Source organism: Mesorhizobium zhangyense, assembly GCF_011045115.1.
In the GTDB taxonomy this organism is placed as follows: domain Bacteria; phylum Pseudomonadota; class Alphaproteobacteria; order Rhizobiales; family Rhizobiaceae; genus Mesorhizobium_M; species Mesorhizobium_M zhangyense.
Map to the genome: position 1 here is coordinate 62689 of NZ_JAAKZG010000016.1, position 25732 is coordinate 88420.

General features: G+C 58.4%; 26 protein-coding genes, 1 tRNA gene and 1 pseudogene. 21 read left to right on the forward strand and 7 right to left on the reverse strand.

The features are described 5' to 3' along the window. The first annotated feature begins 332 nt into the window (after window positions 1-332). From G6N74_RS25895 to tolA, 5 genes are all read left to right on the forward strand, one after another. Window positions 333-581 (forward strand): YMGG-like glycine zipper-containing protein, encoded by a 249-nt coding sequence (locus G6N74_RS25895; protein ID WP_165120882.1) that lies wholly within the window; start codon window positions 333-335, stop codon window positions 579-581. 15 nt (window positions 582-596) lie between these two features. Beyond that, entirely contained in the window at window positions 597-950 is a 354-nt protein-coding gene (locus tag G6N74_RS25900; RefSeq protein WP_165120883.1) for an EF-hand domain-containing protein, read from the forward strand. An 88-nt stretch (window positions 951-1038) separates the two neighbouring features. Further along, window positions 1039-1380 carry a hypothetical protein gene (locus tag G6N74_RS25905; protein WP_165120884.1) on the forward strand — a complete coding sequence of 114 codons (342 nt, stop codon included), beginning with the start codon at window positions 1039-1041 and terminating at the stop codon, window positions 1378-1380. Between the two features lie 32 nt (window positions 1381-1412). Beyond that, entirely contained in the window at window positions 1413-1847 is a 435-nt protein-coding gene (locus tag G6N74_RS25910) for a hypothetical protein (RefSeq protein ID WP_165120885.1), read from the forward strand. Between the two features lie 316 nt (window positions 1848-2163). After that, window positions 2164-2541, forward strand: a complete 378-nt coding sequence (gene tolA, locus G6N74_RS25915) for a cell envelope integrity protein TolA (RefSeq protein ID WP_376767755.1) — start codon at window positions 2164-2166, stop codon at window positions 2539-2541. A 420-nt stretch (window positions 2542-2961) separates the two neighbouring features. Here the strand turns inward: tolA and G6N74_RS25920 are convergent, their stop codons facing one another. Together G6N74_RS25920 and G6N74_RS25925 are read right to left on the reverse strand one after the other, a co-directional pair. Continuing rightward, the gene (locus tag G6N74_RS25920; RefSeq protein WP_376767756.1) at window positions 2962-3711 is read right to left on the reverse strand and encodes a thermonuclease family protein; all 750 of its coding nucleotides are present in this window, start codon (window positions 3709-3711) and stop codon (window positions 2962-2964) included. Between the two features lie 424 nt (window positions 3712-4135). Next, window positions 4136-5378, reverse strand: a pseudogene (locus tag G6N74_RS25925) (tyrosine-type recombinase/integrase). Between the two features lie 677 nt (window positions 5379-6055). On the opposite strand from G6N74_RS25925, the gene G6N74_RS25930 reads away from it, so the two are divergent. Beyond that, on the forward strand, window positions 6056-7147 hold the full coding sequence (locus G6N74_RS25930) for a calcium-binding protein (protein WP_165120886.1): 1092 nt from the start codon (window positions 6056-6058) through the stop codon (window positions 7145-7147). An 83-nt stretch (window positions 7148-7230) separates the two neighbouring features. Here the strand turns inward: G6N74_RS25930 and G6N74_RS25935 are convergent, their stop codons facing one another. After that, window positions 7231-7572, reverse strand: a complete 342-nt coding sequence (locus tag G6N74_RS25935) for a hypothetical protein (protein WP_165120887.1) — start codon at window positions 7570-7572, stop codon at window positions 7231-7233. Window positions 7573-8122: 550 nt separating this feature from the next. Between G6N74_RS25935 and G6N74_RS25940 the strand changes: the two genes are divergently transcribed. The 6 genes from G6N74_RS25940 (at window position 8123) to G6N74_RS25965 (ending at window position 11366) form a co-directional block, all read left to right on the forward strand. Continuing rightward, complete coding sequence (locus tag G6N74_RS25940) at window positions 8123-8338, forward strand: hypothetical protein (protein WP_165120888.1); 216 nt, start codon at window positions 8123-8125, stop codon at window positions 8336-8338. Window positions 8339-8846: 508 nt separating this feature from the next. Next, the gene (locus G6N74_RS25945; protein ID WP_165120889.1) at window positions 8847-9041 is read left to right on the forward strand and encodes a hypothetical protein; all 195 of its coding nucleotides are present in this window, start codon (window positions 8847-8849) and stop codon (window positions 9039-9041) included. A gap of 88 nt (window positions 9042-9129) precedes the next feature. Beyond that, entirely contained in the window at window positions 9130-9345 is a 216-nt protein-coding gene (locus tag G6N74_RS31570; RefSeq protein ID WP_165120890.1) for a DUF982 domain-containing protein, read from the forward strand. A 104-nt stretch (window positions 9346-9449) separates the two neighbouring features. Then, complete coding sequence (locus G6N74_RS25955) at window positions 9450-9755, forward strand: DUF982 domain-containing protein (protein WP_165120891.1); 306 nt, start codon at window positions 9450-9452, stop codon at window positions 9753-9755. 841 nt (window positions 9756-10596) lie between these two features. Next, a complete protein-coding gene (locus tag G6N74_RS25960) occupies window positions 10597-10956 on the forward strand; it encodes a lysozyme inhibitor LprI family protein (RefSeq protein WP_165120892.1) in 360 nt (119 codons plus the stop codon). A 14-nt stretch (window positions 10957-10970) separates the two neighbouring features. Continuing rightward, complete coding sequence (locus tag G6N74_RS25965; protein ID WP_165120893.1) at window positions 10971-11366, forward strand: hypothetical protein; 396 nt, start codon at window positions 10971-10973, stop codon at window positions 11364-11366. A 99-nt stretch (window positions 11367-11465) separates the two neighbouring features. Here the strand turns inward: G6N74_RS25965 and G6N74_RS25970 are convergent. Next, window positions 11466-11541 (reverse strand) — tRNA-Val (locus tag G6N74_RS25970). A gap of 690 nt (window positions 11542-12231) precedes the next feature. On the opposite strand from G6N74_RS25970, the gene G6N74_RS30550 reads away from it, so the two are divergent. The 3 genes from G6N74_RS30550 to G6N74_RS25985 all read left to right on the forward strand — a co-directional run bounded on the left by G6N74_RS30550 (window position 12232) and on the right by G6N74_RS25985 (window position 14230). After that, window positions 12232-12552 carry a hypothetical protein gene (locus G6N74_RS30550; RefSeq protein ID WP_205826866.1) on the forward strand — a complete coding sequence of 107 codons (321 nt, stop codon included), beginning with the start codon at window positions 12232-12234 and terminating at the stop codon, window positions 12550-12552. Window positions 12553-12895: 343 nt separating this feature from the next. Continuing rightward, complete coding sequence (locus tag G6N74_RS25980) at window positions 12896-13093, forward strand: SDR family oxidoreductase (RefSeq protein WP_205826867.1); 198 nt, start codon at window positions 12896-12898, stop codon at window positions 13091-13093. 135 nt (window positions 13094-13228) lie between these two features. After that, window positions 13229-14230: a LysR family transcriptional regulator gene (locus G6N74_RS25985; protein ID WP_165120894.1), complete on the forward strand. Its 1002-nt coding sequence runs from the start codon at window positions 13229-13231 to the stop codon at window positions 14228-14230. Here the strand turns inward: G6N74_RS25985 and G6N74_RS25990 are convergent. After that, window positions 14227-14919: a TetR/AcrR family transcriptional regulator gene (locus tag G6N74_RS25990; protein WP_246245951.1), complete on the reverse strand. Its 693-nt coding sequence runs from the start codon at window positions 14917-14919 to the stop codon at window positions 14227-14229. The genes G6N74_RS25985 and G6N74_RS25990 overlap by 4 nt on opposite strands. 132 nt (window positions 14920-15051) lie before the next feature. Here G6N74_RS25990 and G6N74_RS25995 point away from each other — a divergent pair, with 132 nt between their 5' ends. From G6N74_RS25995 to G6N74_RS26005, 3 genes are read left to right on the forward strand one after another with little or no spacing between them, the layout of a single operon-like run. Beyond that, window positions 15052-15801 (forward strand): SDR family NAD(P)-dependent oxidoreductase, encoded by a 750-nt coding sequence (locus G6N74_RS25995; RefSeq protein ID WP_165120896.1) that lies wholly within the window; start codon window positions 15052-15054, stop codon window positions 15799-15801. A gap of 8 nt (window positions 15802-15809) precedes the next feature. Beyond that, window positions 15810-17021 carry an acyl-CoA dehydrogenase family protein gene (locus G6N74_RS26000; RefSeq protein ID WP_165120897.1) on the forward strand — a complete coding sequence of 404 codons (1212 nt, stop codon included), beginning with the start codon at window positions 15810-15812 and terminating at the stop codon, window positions 17019-17021. Between the two features lie 10 nt (window positions 17022-17031). After that, window positions 17032-18048: a phosphotransferase family protein gene (locus G6N74_RS26005; RefSeq protein WP_165120898.1), complete on the forward strand. Its 1017-nt coding sequence runs from the start codon at window positions 17032-17034 to the stop codon at window positions 18046-18048. A 58-nt stretch (window positions 18049-18106) separates the two neighbouring features. Here the strand turns inward: G6N74_RS26005 and G6N74_RS26010 are convergent, their stop codons facing one another. Together G6N74_RS26010 and G6N74_RS26015 are read right to left on the reverse strand one after the other, a co-directional pair. After that, on the reverse strand, window positions 18107-19357 hold the full coding sequence (locus tag G6N74_RS26010) for a D-amino acid dehydrogenase (protein WP_165120899.1): 1251 nt from the start codon (window positions 19355-19357) through the stop codon (window positions 18107-18109). A gap of 30 nt (window positions 19358-19387) precedes the next feature. Continuing rightward, entirely contained in the window at window positions 19388-19741 is a 354-nt protein-coding gene (locus tag G6N74_RS26015; protein ID WP_165120900.1) for a RidA family protein, read from the reverse strand. A gap of 163 nt (window positions 19742-19904) precedes the next feature. Here G6N74_RS26015 and G6N74_RS26020 point away from each other — a divergent pair, with 163 nt between their 5' ends. The 3 genes from G6N74_RS26020 (at window position 19905) to G6N74_RS26030 (ending at window position 25651) form a co-directional block, all read left to right on the forward strand. Then, window positions 19905-20609 carry a GntR family transcriptional regulator gene (locus tag G6N74_RS26020; RefSeq protein ID WP_165120901.1) on the forward strand — a complete coding sequence of 235 codons (705 nt, stop codon included), beginning with the start codon at window positions 19905-19907 and terminating at the stop codon, window positions 20607-20609. A gap of 193 nt (window positions 20610-20802) precedes the next feature. Continuing rightward, a complete protein-coding gene (locus G6N74_RS26025) occupies window positions 20803-24282 on the forward strand; it encodes an indolepyruvate ferredoxin oxidoreductase family protein (RefSeq protein WP_165120902.1) in 3480 nt (1159 codons plus the stop codon). A 277-nt stretch (window positions 24283-24559) separates the two neighbouring features. Continuing rightward, complete coding sequence (locus G6N74_RS26030; protein WP_165120903.1) at window positions 24560-25651, forward strand: ABC transporter substrate-binding protein; 1092 nt, start codon at window positions 24560-24562, stop codon at window positions 25649-25651. The last annotated feature ends 81 nt before the right edge of the window (window positions 25652-25732 follow it).

A 25732-nucleotide genomic window follows, 5' to 3' on the forward strand; every position in this document is an offset into this window, starting at 1 on the left:
AGATTTCAAGCATGGCGCCTTATTATGGTGCCAGATTTGCCTCATTTACGGCGTATTTAAGCTATTTCTTAAATAGTTCTGACCGTTTTCAGGGCATTTTTGTCCTGTTTGGCGCAAATTTTTCATTATTAAACTATCGAAAAACAATCATTTATCAAAAAATCGCCACAAAATGCACCACTGCGCCGTCCGCCGCGTGAAAGCTGACAGTTTCTGTGCTCTTTTTCTAAAAGGGCCATGAAACTGCTCGAAACTTTTGGCTTCCGGCCGGCATTGGCCGTGCCAAGCGCCAGAGGTTTCCGAGACATGGAATACAGCGAGAGGTACTGAAGATGCTCAAGCGAAAAGTCGTTACGTTTTTCGCCGTATCCTTGTTGATAGCGGGTTGCCAGAGTTCAAACCCCAATCCAGAAGTACGCGCACGAAATGCCGAGTTCGGTTGCATGGCGGGCACGGTTGGCGGTGCCATCGTAGGCGGTCTCCTAGGTGGGGCCATTGGCGGTGGAACGGGCCGTCTCGTCGGCGCAGCGATTGGCGTTGGCGGCGGTGGTTTTATCGGCAACCGTCTCGCCTGCCAGTAAAAGGGGATTTCCATCATGAAGAAGATTGTTCTGACGGCCCTTACGATCACTCTGGCCGCTGCCGGTGCAGCGCTGGCGCAAAATGCTCCTCTGACTGAAGGTCACTTCAATCACCTTGACACGAACAAGGACGGCAAGGTCAGCAAGGCAGAATATAGCGCCTTCATGCAGCAGGCCTTCGACCAGATCGATATCAATCGCGACGGAAGCCTTAGCAAGCCGGAAACTGCAAAGGCGCTGACACCAGACCAGTTTGCCAAGGTCGACGCCAACAAGGATGGCCGCATCTCCCGTGAGGAGTTCTTGGACCAAGTCACATTGGAGTTTGATCAGAACGACAAGAACAAGGATGGTCACTTGCACAAATAGCAGTGACCGACACGCCAGTAGAGCACCATCGGCAATCGACTATGGATCTGACGGACAAGCTACCTGTGTTCCAGTCGAAGGATTAAACATGAAACACATAATTTACGTGATAATCGCCACTGGTTTGATGGCGGTCACCGGTTGCACCACCGACGATCAAACCATCGACAAGAGGCCGCAATACGACAGGAACGGCAATCCCAATTTCGATACGCGGGGCCGCTACATCGGCTGTCATGGAATCGGATGCAAAGTCGACGCTCCAAGTGAGGATAATGGGGACCAAAGCATCGACGACAGGCCGCAGTATGACAGAGATGGCAATCCAAACTTCGATACTCGAGGCAACTACCAAGGCTGCCACGGTATTGGCTGCGAGGTCGATAACCCAGATGATGACAATTCTTCCGACGATAACGATTCCGATTAACAGGCCCTCGCGGCGAAGCAGGAAAGCCAATTATGCCTGAAGGCAGTGGAGTTGCCCGGCGATGGGCGGGAACATTTTTTATCGGGCTTGCGGTGCTGTGGATGATGCTGACATCCGCATTTGCCGCGAACAACGCCTGCGAGGGCGTAAAGCTCGATCTGACGAAAGCTCATAAGCAAGCTTACGCACCCTTGGTGGCTGCCGCGATGAACAACAAGGTCAAGCCCGCGCAGGTCGAATTCGAAGCGATCATGGAGAGCGGCGACTGGAGCGCTGCTTATATCTCAACGCCGATCACAGACGACGGCGTGATGTTTTTCCAGAGCGTCAATGGAAAAAAGCAGTATCGCGATGTGTGGGGTGGCTTTGCCGACCCGTCGGAACAAACTCAACTTGTCTCCTGGGCCAAAAAGCTTGGCGCTCCGGAAAAGCTGGCCAAGTGTTTTGCTCAAACCGTCACGGAATGAGTCCGTTGCCGGCATTTTGAACGGAGATCGGGTAATGACAAAGGCGGCAAGGTCGGCGAGCTGAATGCCGACGACATCGGCCCAGTTGCGAAAGCGTGCTTTCAGTTCTTCGATGACGGCGGCCCAGTTGGGGCGTTCGCACTTGCCAAGAAGCAAGACAGACACAAGTCCTTCGCAGCGCGCGCCTCTGTAGAAGCTCTTCGATTGTTTCTGATCTCGATGGAAAGGTTCGGCGAAATCGAAGCCTAGCTGCTATCGTGACACTGGCAGTTTGGTTGATTGGGTGTCGTCACGGTTCGCGAGGAGGGAGATCAGGATGTTCGTGATGAAAATGTCGACCGTACTGGTAGCCGCAGGAAGTGCCTTGGCCGGAGCGTTCGGGCTGGCTCATGCGGAACCGCTGAAGACCATGGACGATGTCGGCAGTGCGCTCGAGTCATGTTGGACGCCGCCATCGGGCATCACAGGTGCATCCGTCACATTGAGCTTCAGCTTCAAACGTGACGGTAGCCTGATCGGTCCACCGAAAACTACCGCCATCAATGTCCAAGGTAGTGAGCAGGACCGAAAGACATTTGTCGATGCTGCAACCAAGGCAGTGGAAAGTTGCGTACCTTTGGAACTCGCTTCGACCCTGGCAAACGGTATCGCTGGCACTGTTTACACGATGGAGTTCACATCCGCCGATCGGTGAATTCACGCGGTGATGCCTGTTCTCGATCGGCTGCCAATCAAGGAAGCTGGTCGACACCCGTTTCGCGTGACCGCTCGTTTATGGCCAGGGCAATGTCCTTCGGAAGTTTAACCACCTCGTGCGGACCAGCGACAGGCGAAGCGCGTTTGATCCTCGGAGATCTTCAAGCGCGTTCGATTTCGACAAATGCACACGTCGTCTCAAACGGCGATCTGGAGCGAATGTCGCTTTCGGTAGTTGCGAGCCCCTGCAACCAAGTTGCGAGAGGTGCCGTCCAAAGCAGGGCGGGTAAGCCAACTGCACGGCCACCGACGGGTGAGTTGATATCGCCTCGCAATCCATCAGTACGGCGGCGCAAGCTGTGAAGGTTGGGGGTTCCCGGCCATTCTGTCCTGAGCTAATTCAAGCTGATCGTTGCCGTCAGGAACCGCCATCGGCCGAAATGATCGGCGCTGCGTCTCTTTGGCTGCGCCATTCCCACGGTCGCGCAAACGAACCTGACCACATGCCGCGCTTGGCAGTTCTGGCAGCTTCCTGCTCAAAGTTGTAGGCGCCATTGCTGTATCGGGGCCAATCGAGGGCATGGCCGTTTCTTACCATCCATTCGGCAATATCGATCTTTCCAGAGGTGCAGACGGCAACGATGCGTTTGTAGCGGTCGCGATCGACTTCAATGCAGGTCATGGGCCGGGCGTCAACGAAGTCGGCCAGAGCGAGCGAGGCTTTCTGCCCGCAACGGTACTTCTTGCCTTTGGCATCCAAACACAGCTGATTGCTCTCCGGCGCGTCTATGCCGTTGAGGCGAATGCGCTGGCCGTGGATTTCGATCGTGTCCCCGTCAACGACCGACGCGCGACCGACGATGGGCTCGGCGAACGCGTCGTGTGCCCGGCCAAAAACCAAGACGATTGAGAGAACGAGCAGCACCTTCCGCCAGTGCAGGACCAAAAGCAGCAGAAACGGCTCCATGACCGTCAGTGGCAGTGCACCGAGCCAGTGCCCTTGTCCATGTGGCAGCATTGACCGGGCGGAGAGCTTTTCCGGCAGCCGCCGCCATGCGCGAGCACGGAAGATGTGAATGCCAAGACGGCAAGCAGCGTCAGAATCGTTTTCATTGAACCCCCAAGCTAAACCCGAGGGTAGGTAAACACCGATGCCGCGATCCGGCAAGCGGCAACCAAAACCCGCAAGGGGGCGAGGCTCAGGACGCTTAACTGACAGTCGGTGGAAGGCCGATCCTCGCGAGAAATCAGGACAGCGGACGGACGAGGCTCAAAGATCAATTCCCTTTCTGTCTCTCAATCAAAAATCTAGCGAACTCTTCACCTTCGCCGGCCTGGCGAAATTCGATCGGGTCTTCCATAAGGCGTTCGGTTCGAGTTCGTTCAATTTCAAGAACTTCCCTACAAAATCGGATCAAAAGATACATCACGAGTTCTATTGTCTATGCGTAATCGGACATTCCGACCTCTGCAATTCGGCCCCCGCCTCAGTTGCGCTGTAGGGCAGATCGAGGCACGTGCCATGCTGCATTGAGGTGCAGGAATGTCGTGGAACGCGCGGCCCGCTATTGAATGGTGTAAGGGCTTTCAGATCAGGCTGCACGTTTCAGGTTCTTTTTGGACAGAATTTTCGTGGCGAAAACGTTCCATTTTTTCATCGCGGCTCGCTTTTCAGGCATGTAGTTCCAACGGTCGTAGCTCTTGGAACTGACATCTTGAAGTGTGTGGTTTTGGATGCGATCGCGGATTTCTTTTGATACCCCTGCCTTCCCAGCGAGCGTTTTCCATGTCCGTCGGAGGTCTCGGTTGGTGACGACGGGGATGACCCCGCGATCCCGCTGACGCCACATGAAAGAATAAAGCGTTCCATGGCTGACGGGCCTCTCAGGGTCCATCGCCGATGGGAAGAACCAGCCATACTCGTTGGGTTTTATCGACTCGATCAGTTCGATCGCGATGTCAGGAAGCGGGATCGCGTGGGGTTTGCCATTCTTGGTTTTCGACCAGTCGACGATTTTCTCGCGTGCATCCCATTGATCGACGTGAAGGCGGGCGATCTCTTCGACGCGCTGGCCAGTCAGCATGAGAAGACGGACGGCGCGCGTATATGGCGGATGGACCGGCGTGTCCGGGCATTCCAGCCAGCGATAGAGACGGAGGAACTCGTCTTCATCGAGCCAGCGCGTACCGACCGTTTTGGGTTCGGTAGGGATGCCGGCGGCAGGATTCATAATCAGATGAAAGCGCCGCGGCGAGTTGGAGCGATAGTCGTGTTCGGATTTCAGGCCCCAGCTATAGGCCGAACGGATGTAGCTGCGGACGTGATCGGCCCATCGACTTCTTGCCGCGCTCGAAGATCGGGCGGATCACGTCTGAAACTTCATCGGGTTCGATGTCTCGTGCCGGGCGATGACGGCCGAGCAAATCGGCAATCTTGTTCAGACCCTTTTTTGCTTCCTTCCACGACGATTTGTCAGAGGCCTTGAGGTGGTTCGCATACGCGTCGAAAAGGTCGCCCACGGTTCCTGGCCTGGTGTCTCCCGCGATCTTAATGCTGCGACGTTTCTGGATGGGCGTGGCGACGTCGCGTTTAAAGACCTCACGCGCCTCGGCCAGTGACGTCGATGGGTATGATCCGAGTTTCTTCTTGAGGCGCTTCTTGTTGCGCCACTGCTGTGCCATCCAGTCTGCTGTTACTCTGGTCGGCATCGGCTTGATTGTGAGAACGAAACGGCCAGTGCCGTGTCCTTCGCCGTCAACGAGCGTTTCTTGTTTCCGGGTTTGTTCTACTTGCTTCAAAATTCGGCGGATTCCGCCATCTGTCAGGCTGGGCACAGTTTGGCTCCCATGGTTTCGAGTGGGGTCACCAGACGTAGGGAGAGTCGGCAACCAGGATCAGGGAGATAGATACGACCCCACCTGCCGACCCCAGTTTTTGCTCCCATCGATGAGTGGGGTCGCTATCCCGAAAATTGGGGTCGTTAACTGGGGTCAAAAGGGCTGTCGATCCCCCTAAAACCGACCCCACTTTGCCACATTATCCGCGGGTACTACAAGTCGAAAAATACATATTTTTCAATGTGATATAGCGCGACTCTCAGTGATCAAAATAGGTGCTGTGGGATGGTTATGAATGAGGATAGCCCTTCGGCGACGGCATCGGGAACCTCTCGCCGCCGATGGCTGATCAGGCACATTTATCTTGGATTTGTGACGTCTAGCTGGAATGGTCGACTTTCCGATGCGCTACGCGCAATGGTGGCCATTGCTCGCCTCTCACCTCTAGATTCGATGCAAACATATGATCTCGCTCGGCTGAGCGGGCAGAGTAGACCGCAAAATCAAATAGAATAATTTTAAAGTATAATATGTAACTAAAGTACAAATAGAATCATTTTAGCTAAAATTGAATCTAATTAGTATATAAAGCAGTAAGTTAAGTAAATTCCTCGTCAACAACTCTAAAGATACGCTTGAGGTGCACTACCCCCCTCATCTCTTTGGAGACACTCATGGCAACTTTTAATGGGACCAACAGCGGCGAAATTCTCCCTCCGCTGCTTCTCGCGCCGCTTCAGGCACTAGGAAATGATGAGATAAATGGGCTCGGCGGCGACGATCTGCTGATGGGCTGGACCGGTGATGACGTGCTCAATGGCGGCCAGGGCGCCGATGTGCTGATCGGCGGTATTCTCAATGTCAGTCTCGGCCTTGGCACGGTCGAACTGGCCGGTAACGATACCGCCTCTTACACCGGGTCTTCGGCGGGTGTGACGATCAACCTGTCAGAGACCGGCGACAATGAGCTTGAGATTCTGGGCATCACTATCGGCCTTCAGGATGTTACTACCGGTCACGGTGGCGACGCCGAGGGTGACACGCTAGCCGGTATCGACAATCTCATCGGTTCTGCTCACAACGACAGTCTTACCGGCAACGAGAAAGCCAATCGTCTCGAAGGCGGCGGCGGTAACGACTTCCTGGATGGTGCGGCTGGTAACGACACTATGCTCGGCGGCGCCGGCAACGATACCTATGTCGTATCCTCGACTGGCGATCGTTTGATCGAAGCCGCAGGGCAAGGCACAGATACGGTTCGGGCGGCATTTAACTGGACGCTCGGCGCCAATCTTGAACGCCTGCTGCTTCAGGGCACTGGAGACCTTACCGGCAACGGCAATACGCTCAACAACACGCTTGTCGGCAATGACGGCAAGAACATCCTGCGCGGCGGTGATGGCCACGACACGCTTAACGGCGGCAAAGGCACGGATACGTTGGTTGGCGGTGCTGGTAACGATACTTTCGTCTTCAACTCCCCGTTGGGGTCGAACAACATCGACAAAATCACCGATTACAATGCCGCCCAGGATACGATGCAGTTGGACAACGGGTACTTCACCAACACTGGTGCGGGCTATCTGTCGGCGGCTGCCTTCCACATTGGTACCGGCGCCCACGATGCGAGCGACCGCATCATCTACAACGCGACGACGGGCGACCTGCTGTTCGACAAGGACGGCGCTGGCGGCGCGGCTGCAATGAAGTTTGCCTCGCTCTCGCCTGGGCTAGCCCTGACGGCCGGAGACTTCTTCCTGGTCTGATTGATCTCACTGGAGAGGCCCATAGACGGCGTTCTATGGGCCTCTCCTCCTCGCGGATCAACGCGGCTGTTGGAAGTTGAAGGCTAAGAGCAGACCAGGCAGTCGATGGCGATCGGTTTTCCATCATTGGGCGTCTTGGCGATTTCGAGAGTGTGGCGACCGAACTCTAGACCCTTGATTACTTCGAAGAGCTGGTAACCATCGGCTCCGCCGAGATCGTAGCTTGTCCTGCTGACCAACATCGATGACCAGGTGATGGTATCGCCGGAGGCAAAGCCGGCGGCTGAAAAATATGTCTTCCGCTCCCCGACGTTGCTATCGCCTGCAGTGAGCGACCCTTGCATATTTGCGCCTATGGCGTCACCCGCCACCGCGCCGGCCTTCATCCGTGTCGCCGACGTACCTGCGCCGAAGCTGTCACCCATGATTGCGACTGCAACGCCTGGGTCTCCGAGCGAAAGGCTCTGGACTTTCGACCACCCCTGCCTCGTACTACTTCCGAACGGTCGTCTCGACATGAAGGCGCGAAAATAGCTCGGTCTTGAAGCTCACAATCGCATGGAGCACAATTCAAATAGGGACATAATGGTGGGCGGTGACGAGGCAGCTATATGGCCAAAGGAGCAATCAATTCACCCGTCCGCCAAGTTACGGATTTGGAGTACCAGGCAGATTGCAGGTTCGCATTAAAGTCATCTTTCTTCGGCCTTGCACACGCTTTCCGTGTTCTCCAGGCGGAAGAATAATCGTCTTTGTACGGCGTCTTGTGGTTGACCAGCGCGGCGCGCGGGTGGTGCCGGTTGCCCGCGATGAGCAGACACCCCCAGCGCTGGCATGTGAATATGTCACGCACCAGTACTTGCTGACGGCGTCGATACAAAGCTCCCTGCACAACGCAAGTCCGACTACGCCAAGCTCGTTGCCAAGAGCCTCGACCAAAACCTTAGGCCGTCCAAGGTTGGCATCCAGGGTTTCATGCAATCAGGCATATGGACAGTCGTTTTTACTGAGGTCTCTGTCGCCGATCCCGGCTATTTCTTCTTCGAGTCCTCAACCGGCGGCCCCGTATTTAAAGACGTATGGGGCGGCATGGCCGATGAAGGTGATGGTCCAGAAATCACAAAATGGGCGAAAAAGCTGGGGGCAAATAATGTGATCGCCTCTTGCTTCGCCGATACCGTTACCAAGTGATCCCTGCCACTTGCCAACTTTGGCCGCTCAACAGGAACCTTCGCGCCTGTAGGCTAGTTTCTCTCTGAGATGGAGGAACTGGCTATGCCCAACAAAGTCTCCTACGAACACGGCGCTCGCAAACTCATGGCGCAAGATGGCCCGGACCCGAACGATGAGTTTCGCAAAAAGCCGCAGAGAATAGAAAGCCCGCGCTCGGCGTAGGTTTGACGGAGAAGGTCGACCATAAAAAGAAACTAGTCCGCGATCCGGCCAAGGAAGCACCCCCGGCGCAAGATGACTATGTTCGGCCGCCTCGTGACACACGAGAGGCGCCGGCACCGAACCCGGATGGGAAACCAGATCGTACGGTGGCGTGAGATTTCACGGGAGCTTGGCGAAAGGGATTATCACTCTACCGGTACGTTTGGTTATACTAGGCAGCGGATATACGTCACGATAGCCTGTCCTGCCTAAAGGGGCGAACAGTCGTCGCGCTTGTCGGCTTGTGCCATGTGGGAGGCAATCCTTGATCGCAAACTATATCGATCAGATCATCATGTTTTGCGCAGGCATTTGGATCACCGCAGTTGGGTTCGGATATCTACCCCTGCCAGGGAATGCCACCACTCAGCCGCCGTGGGTATCGACTATCGCAGGACACTTCAAATGGATGGGACCGCTGCTGCTGGCGATCGCCGTTGTCTTAGCCGTTTTCAAATAAGTTGAGCGTCAAGCCGGCAGCCCCTCGCTTCCTACCCAGGCTTGGATCTTGGGGCCGCGCGCCCATCATTGAATTTGACCCTATCTGGATGGCTTTCGAAGGCCGCAGAATTGCGATCTCTTCGATCGACGAGGCTTGGGCCTTTTTGTCTGAGTGGCCTGGCGGGCTCCATACCGAGATGGCTCACGTTGCCGGAATTGCATTGACGCGGGCAGAGGTCGGGAGAATTTCAACGGCTGAAGCTCGCCAAGCATTTCTCGATTTCTGTATAGATGCCGAAATTCTCGTCCGTCCGCCGTCCTGATCTTGACGACCAAATTCGGCCGACACATATTTTGTGTTGGGCCATCGCCGTTGGCGGCCGTGACCTAACCCGAAACTCAATCTTCGTTCGACTTGGAGGATCTGATGAACGATCGGATGTTCGACAGCACTGTTTTCGTGAAAGACGGAAATGTTCTTATCCAGGAGATTTCCTGCCTCGAAGATGCGCTGGAATTTCTCTATGAGTGGCCGAAGAACAGACGCGGCCCAATCTACGAAACCGCCCTTCGCGCCTGCCAGAGAGCTTTTGACAGCGGTTATCCCTTATCCGCCGCGCGAGGAGCTTTCGAAAGCTTCGCCAGATCGGTTAAAATCTTCGAAGAAGTCACATCCCCAATGCCGTGGATGGTGGCTCCGAATCCCAGCCGCGGCGGTGGCGTTTTGGCTTAGCGAATTATACTACGGCGGCGTGAAATCACGCCGCCGGCCATCATTTCAAGGAACATGGCAACAATGGCCAAAAACCTAGATATTGTTCAGCCGGTCCTTCCGGCGACCCACCTCAAGTATGAAATCGAATGCCGAGATGCGTTAGAGCCATTTCTAGACGAGTTGCTTGACAGAGCTGAGGCAGCCGGCTGGCAACGAGAGCAGGCAGCAATGGCGATCATGTATTTAGCGGCACGGCGGACGAAGTAGCAAATTGTCGCAGGCCATTTCATCTTGCCCTTTGCAGCGCTTGGGCGGATGCCTCATGGCGTCGATTTGACAGAATCGGCATAAGTTGGCGCCCATGTCACTTTATTTGAAAGCATGGCTCTTTATGGGCTCGACCGTCTTGTTCTTGATAACGCTGCCGTACTGGCAGCCGTTCGTGGAACATACGTTCGGCCCAAAATGGTCGCAACTCGCGCTGCTGATCTGGGGCGCACTTGGCTTTACCGCGTACTACATGTTTTCCTGCCCGGAGTGCGGATGTTCGCTGCTTAGAACTGAGGGGAAGTTTTTCAACGCCCACCATGCATGGCCGAACAGGAAATGCTCACGCTGCGGGCGAGATCATACCAAGTAACTCAGGCCGGCTGGACCGTTCGCTTCCCATCCCGGTTTGGCCTCCGGCTACGTGATGATCCGCCCAACGCGATTCCCAATGACAGTTGCCCGATATGCTCCGCCGTGTCCGCAGGCCCTAGGATGATCAACGTTTCGCTTACCTTATGGGTTGCCAATGCTTGCCGGCCGCCTTCACGCGTGATTACCTGTGGATGCTTTACCCTGAGGTAATACAACCATGCGTTTTCTGCTTGCCGCCGTTGCTACGCTATCGTTTTCCATCAACGCAGCTCTTGCTGACCCATCCTCGGACTTCAAAAAAGCCGATCAGGCGCTGAACCAGACTTTCAAGAAAATTCAGACGCGAATTGCTGACGATGCCGATGGAAAGGCGCGTTTTGTCAAGGCGCAAAGAGCGTGGATTGCATTCCGCAATGCTGAATGCACTTTCCAATCCAGCGGCGATGACGGCGGCTCTGCAGCGCCGATGGTTGTCGCTGCATGTCAGGCTGAACTGACCAAGGATCGCACCAGGCAGTTGAAAACCTATCTGAATTGTCAGGAAGGCGACCTCGCTTGCCCGGTGCCATCAGAATGATCTGGAGGGACAAGGTGCCTTATTTCAAGATGAGATATCTACTGATCGCTCTTGTGCCACTGGCAGTCGCCGGGTGCGTCAGCGCGGAAGATCAGCGCGCCGTGGATCAGGATAAGTGCGCCTCATATGGCTATCGACCGGGAACCAACCGCTTTGCTGATTGCATGATGGATCAGGACCAGCAGCGCGCCGATGACCAGCGCCGCACAATGGAATCTCTGGAACGGCAGGATCGAAGAGACCAAGCACGCCGGGACGCTCTCAACGCCAGTGCACGTGCCAGCGTCATCGATGACAGACCCCAATACGACAAAGACGGCAATCCGAACTTTGACACGCAAGGCAACTATCAGGGCTGCCATGGCATCGGCTGCGAAGTCGATAACCCAGATGACGACAGTGATGACTAAGATGATTGATTCAGGCCTGCAAAGCAGAACTTAGCTTCGACCGTCCGCCGTCCGATATGCTGTGCCACCGCCATTTCAACGGCCATCAGGTCCTGCGCCTGGTTGCAGCGGTCGGACTTGAACCGACGCTCTCCGAGTTGTGAGCCCGGCGGGATGACCACTTTCCTACGCTGCTGAAATGCGGATACGAAAAAGCCGCCGGGAATTCCCAACGGCTTCGGCGTCTCAGATGAGATGTGCGGCTTTACTTCTCAACTCGCCAGTACATCCGTGGTCGGACAAAAAGAAAAGCCATCGCGCATCAACCTCATGATGGGGACGCGCTGCACCCTCACTATATGGCTACCCATTGCGGTTTAATCAAGATCGCATTGAGGCCGGACTTGAACCGACACTCTCCGAGTTATGAGCCCGACGGGTATGACGCTCCCTACTGTAATTCGCCTCGATGACGGCGATTGCCTTGGCCGACCGATGCGAGGCGGTATCGTGCATCAAGTCGATGATTTCATATCGGCTAGTATCGGTGCGCTAAAATACTCTCTTTTGACTGGTAGGATCGACCTCACAAAGAATTTCCGATGACCTCATCTTAGCCTGTTATCTCTTAATACAAATCGCGACCTTTAGTTGAAAACTGTGAGAATTTAATCCGGCGTACCCTCGACAAGATCCCACTATTCTGACAGGTTCCAGGCGGGATTATTCTTGGGGAGGGGTTATGCGCTCTATTTCAGCGTGTATTTTGGCTATTGGAATATTATCCGGCTGCGCTTCAGTAGTTCGCGGGACTACCGAGAAAGTGGTTGTCAGCTCCGAGCCATCGGATGCGACAATTCGGACGTCGTTAGGTCACTCCTGCCCGATGTCACCATGCACCGTGGAGGTGAGCCGGAAGACTGAGTTCACGGCCTATGCCGAAAAGGTCGGTTACAAGTCGGGCAGCCTGTTTGTCGGCACAGACGTCGGCGGCGGTGGAGCTGCGGGCTTCGCTGGCAACATCATCTTGGGCGGCGTGATTGGAATGGGGGTGGATGCCGCTACCGGCGCGACCCTCGACCATTTTCCTAACCCGGCGCACATGGTGTTGCAGCCGATTGACTCGCCTGTTGAAAGCACCAACACGGCGAAACCGAAGCCAAGGCCTGCTCCTTCACAAACGGAAAAGGGACGCCCGGTCAGTTAGCGTTGGGATTGCGCCCGTGTTCAGCGATTTCTACCGATCTCGTCTCCCTCGCGCGCTTCGACTGTTGCTGCTGTGTGCCGTCGCCTTCGGCATGCCTATTGAGGCGCCCGCTGCATCGTTCGTATTGATCGATCGTCCGCCGATACCTTGGACGCCGATGCCCACCCCTATTCAAGGTTGCTGCAAGACATGTTCGAAGGGGAAGGCTTGCGGCGACAGCTGCATTTCTCGGGAGAAGACATGCCGCAAGGGACCAGGCTGCGCGTGCGATGGATGAATCCTCGACACCGCACCAATCCCAAAATGCCGATGGCGTGCGTACCGGCATCTGCGTGTTACGGAAGTGTCGCCCGGCCTTATCGACACGAGTTTTGCGGATCGCTCCATCAGCAATCCGGACGTGAAAGCCGCGATCCTGAAGCGCAAGGAAGAACTCGCCATTTCACCGGACGCAATCGCACGAGCGGTGGTCTTCGCAATTGAACAGCCTGACGACGTCGAAATCGGCAGCGTCGTAGTACGCCCGACCGCGCAGGACTGACGCTGGCGGGGCGCAATTGGTCCGGCGCTTGCAAGCTTGCAGTCCAAGTCGGCACAGGTGGGCTTCCTATCGACGCCATTGGGTGATCTGGTGTCTGGTTGAGCCTGCCGCGTTCAAGATGACGGGACGCCTGGATTGAACCACTTGCTCGCCGAATTCGATGTCGGGTTGCTGCTGACATTCGATGCCTTGCTCAAGGACAGGAACGTCACCCATGCTGCGGCGCGATTGAACATTACGCAGTCGGCGCTTTCGGCCCGGTTGATGCGGCTGCGGCAATTACTGGGCGATCCACTGTTTATTCCTTCCAACTCGGGGCGGGGCATGGTCGCCTCGCCGCATGCCCTGGCCCTTCAGCCCGAACTGGTCCGCTTGCTCGAGCAATTGAGCGACTTCATCGGTACGGCCAGAGTATTTGACCCGGCAACGAGCAAGCGCATCTTTCGCATCGCCGCAACCGACAATCCTGTGTCGATCCTGGCCCCTGACCTGATCCCGCAACTCAAAGCAGCAGCGCCTCTGGTCAAGGTGGCCTTCACCATGCCCGACAAGGCGCGCATTGCCGAGGCGCTTGAACAGGGCGAAGTCGACGTCTTTATCGGGGTGGCCGAAGACGCCGCGCCCGGCTTGATCGCCCGCAAGCTGTTCGCCGAAGAGTTCGTCACCGCGCAGCGTCGAGGCCATCCAAGGGGCAGGGGGCCGCTCAGTCTCGACGAATTCTGCGCACTCGATCATTTGCTGGTGTCGACCAGCGGCGGCCACTTCTCGGGAATGATCGACACCGCTCTGGCCGAGCTTGGCCGGGAACGCCGCGTCAGCGTGTCGGTACAGAGCTATGCGTTGGCGCCGCTGATCCTGGGCAGCACGGATCTGATCTGCACGCTTCCGCGCCGATTCCTGCAAAGGTTCGCGCAGGTGCTCGATCTCGTAGAAGCTCCGCTCGAACTGGCGCCGTTCGAGATGAACCTGTTCTGGCATTCGCGCATGAGCGCTGACGCGGCCCACGCGTGGCTGCGCAAGCAGATGCTCCAGAGTGCCAGGCATGGAGGAAGGCCGGACAATGCGCCCGGCGTCCCGCCGGGAGTTTGCGACACAAACACAATAGTGAGGGTCACTACCAAGCCTCCAACCGTTTAATTTTTCGGCCGCACCGCAGCTAGAACAAAGGCCGAAACATTATCACGATACTGCTCCAAACTTGTGCCGCGACGGTGATATTTGGGGCGCTTCACATACCAGTCTTGCAGAAGTGGCTTGATCAGCGAGGCCGTTAGATCGATGTCGGCGATCGCAAAGATGCCATGCTCGACGCCAAGCCTCAGTACGGCAGCAAAAATTTCCTCGGTCGCTGCCTCGCTGTCGACTGCCATCCTCCGCTCCGCCGCCGGAAACGATTTCGCTTCCATATAGGCAAATACGAACCAAGGCTGCATCGCCTCGGTCAGCCGGATATGGGTCTCGATTAGCCATTTGAGATGCTCAAGCGGATCGTTGGCGATCCCCTCGGGCGCAGCTCCGAGCACCTCGTTTACTGTTGTCGAAACCTCGCCAAGGATCATCGACAGCAGTGTCGTCTTGTTGTCGAAATACGAATAGAGCCCACCCATGCTGAGGCCGGACGCTTGAGCCAGATCGCGCAGGCTGGTGGCGTGGAATCCCTGTTTGTTGGACAACTTAAGTGTCGCCTCGATGATGCGCGCGAGGTTGGCAACGGCGACATGTGGCTTCTGTACGCGCACCGCGTCGCGATGCCGTTCAAGGATGCGCGCGCACAACGTCTCCGTCGAAAATGCGCTCGCCCACTGCCTGTGTCCTGCGACGTTCAATCTGGCTCCTGTCGTGCGCGACATTCGGTGCGGGATCTTCTGCGCCGAAATAGCAGCAAATGCATAGTTGCAAAAGGGGAGATTGGCGAATAAAGAAAACGAGCGCTCGCTCGATTTCTAAGGATATCACTGATGCTGTTCGACGATCTCAAGGGAAAATCCGCCCTCATCACCGGTGCCTCCGGCGGGATCGGCCGGCACTTTGCCGAACTGCTTGCAAGCCATGGTGTGACCGTGACGCTGGCCGCGCGCCGCCGGGAGCTGCTGGAGGAAGCTTGCGTCGACATCATTGCGTCCGGCGGCAACGCCAGCGCGATCCAGATGAACGTGGCCGACAGCGCCTCGGTGGCTGCGGCGCTGTCGAGCAAAAGCTTCGACATCTTGATCAACAATGCCGGTATCTCCGGTACGTCGCGCGCGATCGACCTTGACGAAGAAGAGTGGGACCGTGTGCTCGACACTAATCTCAAGGGCGTCTTCGTCGTTGCCCAGGCGGTGGCGCGAGGCATGAAGGCTTCGGGCAGGGGTGGCGCGATCGTCAACATTGCCTCGATCCTCGGCCATCGTGTCGCCGGCAATCTCAGCGCCTATGCTGCCTCCAAGGCCGGCGTGATCCAACTGACCAAGGCGCTGGCGCTCGAATGGGCGCGCGAGGGAATTCGCGTCAACGCGCTATGCCCCGGCTATATCGAGACCGATATCAATCGCGAGTTCTTTACTTCCCCTGTCGGCCTCGACCTCATCAAGCGCATTCCCCAGCGCCGGCTCGGCCAACCGGGAGAGCTCGACGGCGCGCTGGTTTTGCTCGCTTCGGCCGCCGGCAGCTACATCACCGGTTCGTCCATCGAGGTCGATGGTGGCCATCTCGTTTCATCCCTGTGAGTTCCGTCATGAATTTCGATATCCCCGCCCGTACCGAAGATTTTCGCACCCGCATCGCCGATTTTGTCGAGCGCGAGATCCTTCCGTGCGAGGCCGACAAGGCGTCCTATGACGAACACGGGAACATAGCGCTTCCGCTGCTCGAAACACTTCGCGCCAAGGCCAGGGCGGCAGGGCTTTGGTGCCTGCAGCTAAAGCCCGAGACCGGTGGTGCCGGCCTCGGCAAGATGGACATGGCAATCTGCTACGAGGAGATGAATCGCTCGATATTCGGCCCGGTCGTCTTCAATTCGGCAGCGCCCGACGACGGCAACATGATGGTGCTGGAAGCGCTAGGCACGGCCGAGCAGAAGGAAAAATGGCTGAAGCCGATCGTCGAAGGCAAGGTACGCTCGGCCTTCGCGATGACCGAGCCGCATCCCGGCGGCGGATCCGATCCATCGATGATTGCCACCCGCGCGGAGAAACGCGGCGACAAATATGTCGTCACCGGCCGCAAGTGGTTCATCACCGGGGCGGAAGACGCAAGCCACTTTATCCTGATTGCGCGTACCTCCGACGATCCGCGCTACGGACTTTCCGCGCTGATGTTCCACAAAGCTCAGCCTGGCTGGCATATCAAGCGCCGCATCGAGATCATGGGCCCGGAGGAACATGGCGGCCATTGCGAACTGGAATTCGACGGGCTCGAAATCACAGTCACGAATCTGCTCGCAGGCGAGGGCAAGGGAATGAAAGTAACGCAAGTGCGGCTCGGGCCAGCACGGCTGACCCATTGCATGCGCTGGCTCGGCCTTTCCAAGCGTTGCGTTGAGATCGCGCGCGCCTACGCCGCCGAGCGCTATGGTTTCGGCGTGCGGCTTGCCGACCGAGAGAGCATCCAACTCAAGCTCGGTGATCTCGCCATGCGCATCGAGATAGGCCGAATGCTGGTGATGAAGGCGGCTTGGGAGCTCGATCGCGGTGGCTTCGCCCGCAAGGAAGTGTCGATGGCCAAGGTGCAGGTCGCCAACGTGCTGCACGACGCTGCCGACGTAGCGATCCAGATCAATGGCGCGCGGGGCTATTCCAAGGACACGATACTCGAATGGATCTACCGCTACGCGCGTCAGGCTCGGCTAGTCGACGGCGCCGACGAAGTACACAAGATGGTGCTGAACCGCTTCCTCAATGAGGAAGGCTCGTATTTCTGGCGCTGGAATGTCGGCGGCGAGGCGTGAGGAGCGCGCCATGAACACTGACTTCGATCCGGCAACACTCGCGGCATTTCTCGGCGAGCGGTTCGGCGAGGGGAAGATGGGGCTCGAACGGATTGGCGGTGGCCAGTCCAATCCGACCTATTTCGTCGATTTTGGCGCGCGTCGCATGGTGCTGCGCAAGAAGCCGACAGGACCGATCCTGCGTGGGGCGCATGCCATCGATCGCGAGTTCCGCGTGCTCGAAGCACTGGCGTCAACCAACGTGCCGGTGCCAAAGCCGGTGCTGTACCATGATGGCGACACGCCGCTTGGCACGCCGTTCTACCTGATGGAGCGGCTCGAAGGCCGCGTTTTCCATGACTGCTCCTTACCCGATATGTCGCCCGACGAGCGGCGTGGCATCTATCTCGGCATGGCCGAGGCTATGGCCAAGCTGCATGCCATACGACCGGGCGATGTCGGTCTTGGCGACTATGGCAAGCTGGGCAATTATTTCGAGCGCCAGATCGGCCGCTGGACAAGACAACTCAGGGAATCGCCGAGCGACCGCATCCTGGCACTGGAAGCGGTTTGCGACTGGCTGGCGCAGAACTTGCCTGTGGACGATGGCCGCGTGTCGATCGCGCATGGCGATTTCCGCCTCGGCAATCTGCTGTTTCATCCCCAAAAGCCTGAGGTGACGGGCATACTTGACTGGGAGCTGTCGACGCTCGGCCATCCGCTTGCAGATCTCGGCTTCTGCTCGATGACCTGGCATTCGGCGCCAGAGGAATATGGCGGTATCCTTGGCCTCGACATTCGGGCGCTTGGCATTCCAAGCCAGCGCGAATTCCTCGACCATTATTTCGCCCATGCAGCACCCACCGCGCCGCTCGAACGCTTCCATCTGGTCTTTTCGCTGTTTCGTTTTGCCGTGATCTTCGTGGGCATCGCCGACCGGGCGCGTGCCGGCAACGCGGCTTCGACCAATGCCGCCGATGTCGCCCCACTGGCCAGGCGCTTTGCCGCGCGGGCAATGGAAATCATTGGTGGCGCCCGCCTCTGGTGAGTCGACATTGATTAGAAAAAGCCGCGACGGTCGCGGGCTTTTTCGCATTGGACTGTGGCTACTGCACCAGCATGCCGGCGGGATCGAAACCGGGTTTTGCCCGCTTGACGATGTCGGCGGTGATGCGCGCAGAGCCTGCCGACATGGTCCAGCCCATATGGCCGTGGCCGACATTGAACACCATGTTGGCGAAGCGTCCACCGCGTCCTAAGATCGGCGTGCCCTCCGGCGTCATCGGGCGCAGGCCGGCCCAGTATTGCGGCCTGGCGTAGTCGGCGCCATTGGGGAAGATGTCACGAATGGCCGCCAGCATGTGGCGGAAATCCTCTGGCTTGTGCGAACGGTCGAAGCCGGCGAACTCCGCGGTCGCGGTCACCCGCAGCCGGTCGCCGAAGCGGGCATAGGCGACGAGATTGTCCTCATCGACGCCACCGATCGTGGGCGAAAGGTTGTCGGCCTCGATCGGCATCGTCACCGAATATCCCTTGATCGGGTAGACCGGTAGCGACACGCCGAGCCGACGGGCGAAGTCGGGTGCGAAGACGCCGAGGCAGAGCACGAATTCATCCGCCGCCACAGGGCCTTTGGAGGTGGTGACTCGTGCGATGCGGTCGCCGCCGGTCTCGAAGCCCTTGACCTCGGTGTCGAACATGAATTTGACACCGAGCTTTTCGGCACAATGGCGCGCCAGGTTCTGGGTGAAGACCCGCGCATCGCCGCTGCCGTCGGACGGGCAGTAGACCGCACCGGCGAACTTGTCTTTCACCGTGGCCAGTGTAGGGTCGATACGGGCTGCTTCGTCGGGTGAGACGGCGCGCAATTCCAGCCCTTCCTCAGACAGAATGCGCGTGTTGGCCGAGCCGCGGGCCAAGGATTCGGGCTTGCGGTAGAGATAGAGCAGCCCACCGTCGAGGCCGTGATAGTCGACCCCGGTATCAGCGACGATGCCTTGCAGGCGCTCCTGAGAGTAGCGGCACAGGCGCACCTTGCGCTTGGTGTTGGTGCGCGCCTTCTCGGCAGTGCAATTCGTCAGAAACTTCCACGACCACGACCACAGCCGTGGATCGAGGCTCGGCTTGAAGCGAAGTGCCTGGCTGTCGTCGAACAGCGAGCGGAGCAGGATGCGCGGCGCCTTGGGCGACGACCAGGTATAGGCGTGACCGGGCGCGATAAGCCCGGCATTGGCAAAGCTGGTCTCGCCCGCCACCTCGGAAAGCCGGTCTATGACCGTCACCTCGTGCCCGTCGCGGGCGAGCTCATAGGCGGTGGTGACGCCGACAACTCCGGCGCCGAGCACGGCAACGCGCATCCTGAATCTCCGTGATTATGCCGTTGCTGCTCAGAGAGCCGCGATGACGGCGATCTCGACCGTGAACTGCGGCGCGGCAAGCTTGGATTCGACGGTTGCGCGGGCAGGGGCGTTATCCTTGGCGACCCAGGCATCCCATACGGCGTTCATTTCGGCAAAGGCGACGATGTCGGCGAGCCAGATCGAGGCCGAGAGAACCTTGGTCTTGTCGGTGCCGGCCTTGGCCAGCACGGCGTCAATGCGGTCGAGGATGTTCTTGGTTTGGGCGGTGACGCTTTCGCCGCCGGCATCGAGCGCGACCTGCCCCGATACATAGACCGTGTTGCCGTGCACGACTGCCTGGCTCATGCGCGGGCCAACGTCAATTCGGGTGATGCTGCTCATAGTCTAGTTCTCCAGGTTCGTTTCGATTGCGCCGGCACTATATGTCCACACAAGTGTATCCACAAGAGGATTGTGAACTGCACTTTGTCGTGGCATTAGTTCGCCGACGCGAGACCGCCGAGTGGACTCAACAAACAGACAGCCCGATCGAGACGGAGCGCAAGTGCAGAAGACAGCCAAGCCGAAGAAGACGGCACGCGCCGCAGACAGCGTCGAAAAGGTCTATGACGCAGTCAAGGAACTGGCGGTCGAATACCGCTTTAAGCCGGGCGAGCGTGTTAATGAGGTCGAGCTGGCGACCAGGCTGAGTGTATCGCGCACACCGGTGCGCGAGGCACTCAATCGGCTCGCACGCGACGGTTTCATGAGCTTTGTGCCCAATCGTGGCTTTTATGCCCGCGATATTACGCCTGAGGGTGTGCAGGAGCTTTACGAGTTGCGCGCGGCTATCGAACGGGCGGCGTTCCGGCTCGCCTGCCAGCGCGGCACAGATGCCGAGATCGCCGAGACAATTGCCATCTGGCAGAACAACAGCAATCTCGGCCCCACAACGGATTGGGCCAAAGTTGCGGAGGCCGACGAGGCCTTCCACATCGCCATCGTCATGCTCTCCAAGAACGGGCGGATGCTGAACGCGCTGGAAGGGGTCAATTCGCTGATCCGGTTTTTCCGGCGCATCGATCTTGAGAGCAACCGCCGCCGTGGCGGGACCTATGACGAACATGCCGCGATTATCGAATGCCTCAGGCGCCGCGACGGCGATGCGGGCGGAGAGCTCATCGAGCGTCATATCACGCTGAGTTCTGCACATGCTGTCGAGGTGACAAAGGAAGGCCTGGCGCGGATATTCTTCGGACGCCCCGATTAAGGCGCGCGAGCGTCACCAGCAAGAACTTACAAAACCCAGCTCCAGATCCGTGGCTGCTCCAAGTGGCGGGCCATGTTCTCTCATTGACAAATGTAATGTGTATACAGTAATGGATTGACATGAGAGCAAGATGCTCTCACACGTCAATTCCGTTCTGGCTGAGCCGGGGCGGACATCCGCCCGGGAGATTCAGATGGCCAATCCGGCAGTTTCGCTCGACGACAAGTATCTGCTGGACGACGGCCGCATCTTTGTGACGGGCACCCAAGCGCTCGTCCGCCTGCCGATGGTACAGCGCCGGCTCGACCGTGCCGCCGGTCTCGATACGGCGGGTTTTGTCACCGGTTATCGTGGCTCGCCATTGGGCGGCATCGATCAAGCATTCGTTCAGGCGCGCAAGTTTGCCGAAGCCAGCGAGATCCGTTTCCAGACTGGGCTCAACGAGGACATTGCCGCGACCGCGATCCTCGGCACCCAGCAGATCAATCTTATGGAGAAGGCCAACAAGCAGGGCGTCTTTTCAATGTGGTACGGCAAGGGCCCCGGCGTCGATCGCTCGGGCGATGCCTTTCGTCACGGCAATCTTGCTGGGTCGGCACCGCATGGCGGCGTACTTTTGCTCGCCGGCGACGATCACACCTGTAAATCTTCGACCACCTCGCATCAGAGTGAATATGCGCTGATGGATGCGATGATCCCGGTGCTCAACCCGGCCGGCGTGCAGGAGATCCTCGACTTCGGCCTCTATGGCTGGGCGCTGTCGCGTTATTCCGGCTGCTGGACAGCCCTCAAGCTGATCGCCGAGACTGTCGATTCCTCGGCCTCGATCGTTGTTGCCAGTGACCGCATAGCCTTCGATGCACCAACCGATTTTGAAATGCCCGCCGGTGAGCTCGGTATCCGCTGGCCCGACAGCCCGCAGGAGCAGGAGCGTCGGCTGCACAATTTCAAGCTGCCGGCGGCGCTCGCCTTTGCCCGCGCCAACCGCTTGGATCGGGTTGCGCTCGGCGGTCCGCGCCGCAGGCTCGGCATCGTGACAACCGGCAAGTCCTATCTCGACGTGCGACAGGCGCTTGAGGAACTCGGCATCTCCGAAAGGCGCGCCATCGATCTTGGCCTGTCGGTCTACAAGGTTGGGATGGTTTGGCCGCTGGAGCCAGAGGGCATCGCCGCCTTTGCGTCAGGACTGGAAGAACTGCTGATCGTCGAGGAAAAGCGCCCGCTGATCGAAGGCCAGGTCAAGGACATCCTCTACAATATGCCGGCCGAACGGCGGCCGCGCATTTTCGGCAAGCGCGACGGCGAAAACCGCATCGTTTTGCCCGCGCATGACGATCTCACCGCGATCCAGATCGCCCGTGCGATTGCGGCGCGCATCCTGCCCTTCATCGAAGACAGGTATCTGGTCGAGCGCATCGGCAAGCTTTCCGACATCGACAGCGCCAAGCTTGCAAGCCTAGCGCCTGTCCAGCGCACGCCCTATTTCTGCTCGGGCTGTCCGCACAACACCTCAACGCGCGTGCCTGAAGGCAGCCGCGCGCTTGCCGGCATCGGCTGCCACTGGATGTCGCAGGCTATGGACCGCAACACCGCGACCTATACGCATATGGGCGGGGAGGGAGCTAACTGGATCGGCCAGGCGCCGTTCGTGCCGACGCGCCACATCTTCCAGAACCTCGGCGACGGCACCTATTTCCACTCGGGCCTGCTCGCCATCCGCGCGGCAGTCGCTGCCAAGATCAACATCACCTACAAGATCCTGTTCAACGACGCGACGGCGATGACGGGCGGCCAGCGTCATGACGGTACGCTCAATCCGCAGCGCATCACCCACCAGCTTCGTTCCGAAGGCGTAGACCGCATCGCCGTCGTCTCCGACGATATCGAGAAATACCGCGGACAGGAGCCGTTCGCCGCTAACGTGACGATCCACCACCGTGACGAACTAGACGCCGTGCAGCGCAAACTGCGCGACGTCGAGGGCGTGTCGGGCATCGTCTATGACCAGACCTGCGCTGCCGAAAAGCGCCGACGCCGCAAGCGCGATCCCAAACCGCGCATCGAGCGCCGTGTCATCATCAACGAGCTGGTCTGCGAAGGCTGTGGCGACTGCTCGAAGAAGTCGAACTGCCTGTCGGTGACGCCTGTTGATACCGAATTCGGGCGTAAGCGCCGCATCGACCAGTCATCCTGCAACGAAGATTTCTCCTGCGTGAAGGGTTTTTGCCCGTCTTTCGTCACCGTCGAAGGCGTGAAGCCGCGCCGACCCAAAAATATCGACCCCAAAACGATCGCCGCGCGGCCTATCGCCGAGCCGACACAGCTGGAACTCACCGCTCCGTGGAACGTGCTGGTCACCGGCGTCGGCGGCACGGGCGTCATCACCATCGGAGCCATCCTCGCCATGGCCGCCCATCTCGAAGGCAAGGGCTGCTCGACGCTCGACATGGCCGGCATGGCGCAAAAGGGCGGGCCGGTGACAACGCATCTGCGCTTTGCGCCGACGCCCGAGGACCTGCATGCAGTGCGTATTTCATCGCGCTCGGCCGATGTCGTGCTCGGTTGCGACCTCGTCGTTGCTGCCGGCAAGGAGGCGCTCGGCACCATCGCCAACGGCAAGACCCGCGTCGTGCTGAACTCAGAGGAGACGATCACCGGCGCCTTCATCCGCGATCCCAATTTCCGCGTCCAGGGGCTTGGACTCGTCGGCGTGGTCAAGGATGTTGCCGGTGCGGACCAGGTCGAAACCATCGCTGCCACTCAGATCGCCACGCAACTGATGGGCGACTCCATAGGCACCAACCTGTTCATGGTCGGTTATGCCTGGCAGCGCGGGTTGATCCCGCTGGCCTCGGCAAGCATCGATCGGGCGCTGAAACTCAACGGTGCGGCGGTCGAGATGAACCGCACCGCCTTCCGTCTCGGGCGGCTGGCTGCAGCGGACCGTGCGGCTGTCGATGCCTTGCTGCCCACAACGCATGTCAACTCGCCGCTTGGCCATCGTGTTGTCTCGCAGTCTCCCGACGAGACTATTGCGCGACGCGTGGCTTTCCTCACTGCCTATCAGAATGCGCGCTACGCCGGCGAGTATCGTGCCTTTGTCGACAAGGTGCGTGCACGCGAAAAATCAGTGATGGGTGCGGAAGGAAAACTCACCGATGCCGTCGCCCGCTATTTGTTCAAGCTGATGGCCTACAAGGACGAATATGAGGTGGCGCGGCTTTATTCAGACGGCACCTTCCGTAAGCAATTGGCCGATACCTTCGACGGGAAGGGCAAGCTGACCTTCCATCTGTCGCCGCCGCTGTTGGCGAAGAAGGATCCTAATACGGGCGAGCCGGCTAAGATGACCTTTGGCTCATGGATGTTGAGTGTTTTCGGGGTTCTGGCGAAATTCAAGCGCCTTCGAGGCACCGCATTCGATCCGTTCGGCTACAGCGCTGAGCGCCGCACCGAGCGCGCGCTGATCGTGGAATACCGCGCCCGCATCGAGCGCCTCCTGGCGGGCCTGACGCCGGACAAGCTGGCAACCGCCGTCGCGATTGCCGAAGTGCCAGAGGAAATCCGCGGTTACGGACCCGTCAAGGAGCGCAACCTCAAGCTGGCGCGCCTCAAGTGGACATCGCTTGAACAGGCCCTTGAGCAGCGCCCCTTCCCCATCGCTGCCGAATAGTTCGGTTCCGACTCAATCGCAACGCACCGGGCCTACTACCTTCCAGATACGCACCATTCCGTGCCCGAAACAAGGGCGGGGAGGTGCTTCGCGTGCTTGTGTAGCGCAGCACAAAAGCCCCGTAAAACTGCACTTTGCAGGCGCGATATCAACAAAATTACAAGTGCATCATTATGTGTATTCACTTATGAAAAATTATGTGTCTACATATCTCGATAAAGAGGGGATCGGGCGCCACGTAGCGGCTCGGCCAACAACGAAACAAATGGAGATGAAAATGCACAAAGCCCTATTGGCTGCCGCTTATCTTGCGTTGAGCGGCCTACCCGCATTGGCCCAGGAAGTTGTTCTGGGCGCCGTGGTGCCGCTGTCCGGCGCGAGCGCGACGCTCGGCGACGACCAGCGTCGCGGTATCGAGCTTGCCGTCGATAACATTAACGAGAAGGGCGGCGTTCTCGGCGGCAGGAAGCTGCGCGTCATCGTTGAGGATTCCGGTGGCCGTGCGCCGTCCGCGCTCGATGCCGCCAAGAAACTCGTCACCGTTGACAACGTGCCGGTGGTCATTGGCGAATACTCGTCCGGTATCACCATTCCGGTTGGCCAGTATCTGGTCCAGGAAGGCCGCGTGCATCTCAATATCGGCTCGTCGAGCGGCAAGATACGTAGCCTCGGCGACGGCTCTTTCTCCCTGATCGGGCTCGACAATGTCTCGACCGGCTTCGCCGCTCAGGACGTGGTGGACAACAAGTGGAAGAAGGCAGCGGTGATCGTGCCGAACAACGCCTATGGCCAGGGCGTTGCCGAACAATTCCAGAAGGCCTTTTCAGCACTTGGCGGCGAAGTCGTGACCACGGTGATGTACACCGAGGGACAGACCACCTATCGCCGCGAGCTGCAGCAGATGGAGCGCAGCGAGCCCGACGTCTACGTCTACTCGGCCTATGGCAAGGAAGCCGCCACCATCAACCGCGAGTCGTTCGAGCTCAGCATCAACACGACGCCCTGGTACGCCATCTACCTGTCGATGTGCACCTCCGACGCTGACCCGAAATTCATCCAGGGTCAGTATGGCCTCGACCTGAACTACATCGGCCCCGATGGCGCTGTCTATGAGGCTGCCTACAAGGCCAAGTACAACGAGCCCTTCAAGACCAGCTTCAACGGCTATGGCTACGACGCCGTGATGATGGCCGCAGCTGCCATCGAAAAGGCCGGCTCGGCTGAGCCCAAGGCGATCAGCGCGGCGCTCAAGGACATCGGCAAAGGCTACAACGGCGCCACCGGTGACATCACCTTCGATGCCGACCGCCAGCGCTCCAAGCAGCCCTATCTCAAGCTGAAGATCGAGGACGGCGTCCAGCAGCGCTAGGGTCTAGACCCTCGTCATCACGGCAGGCCGGAACCTGATGCCCGGCCTGCCTTTCCGCACCGGCGATGCCGCTGTGTGATG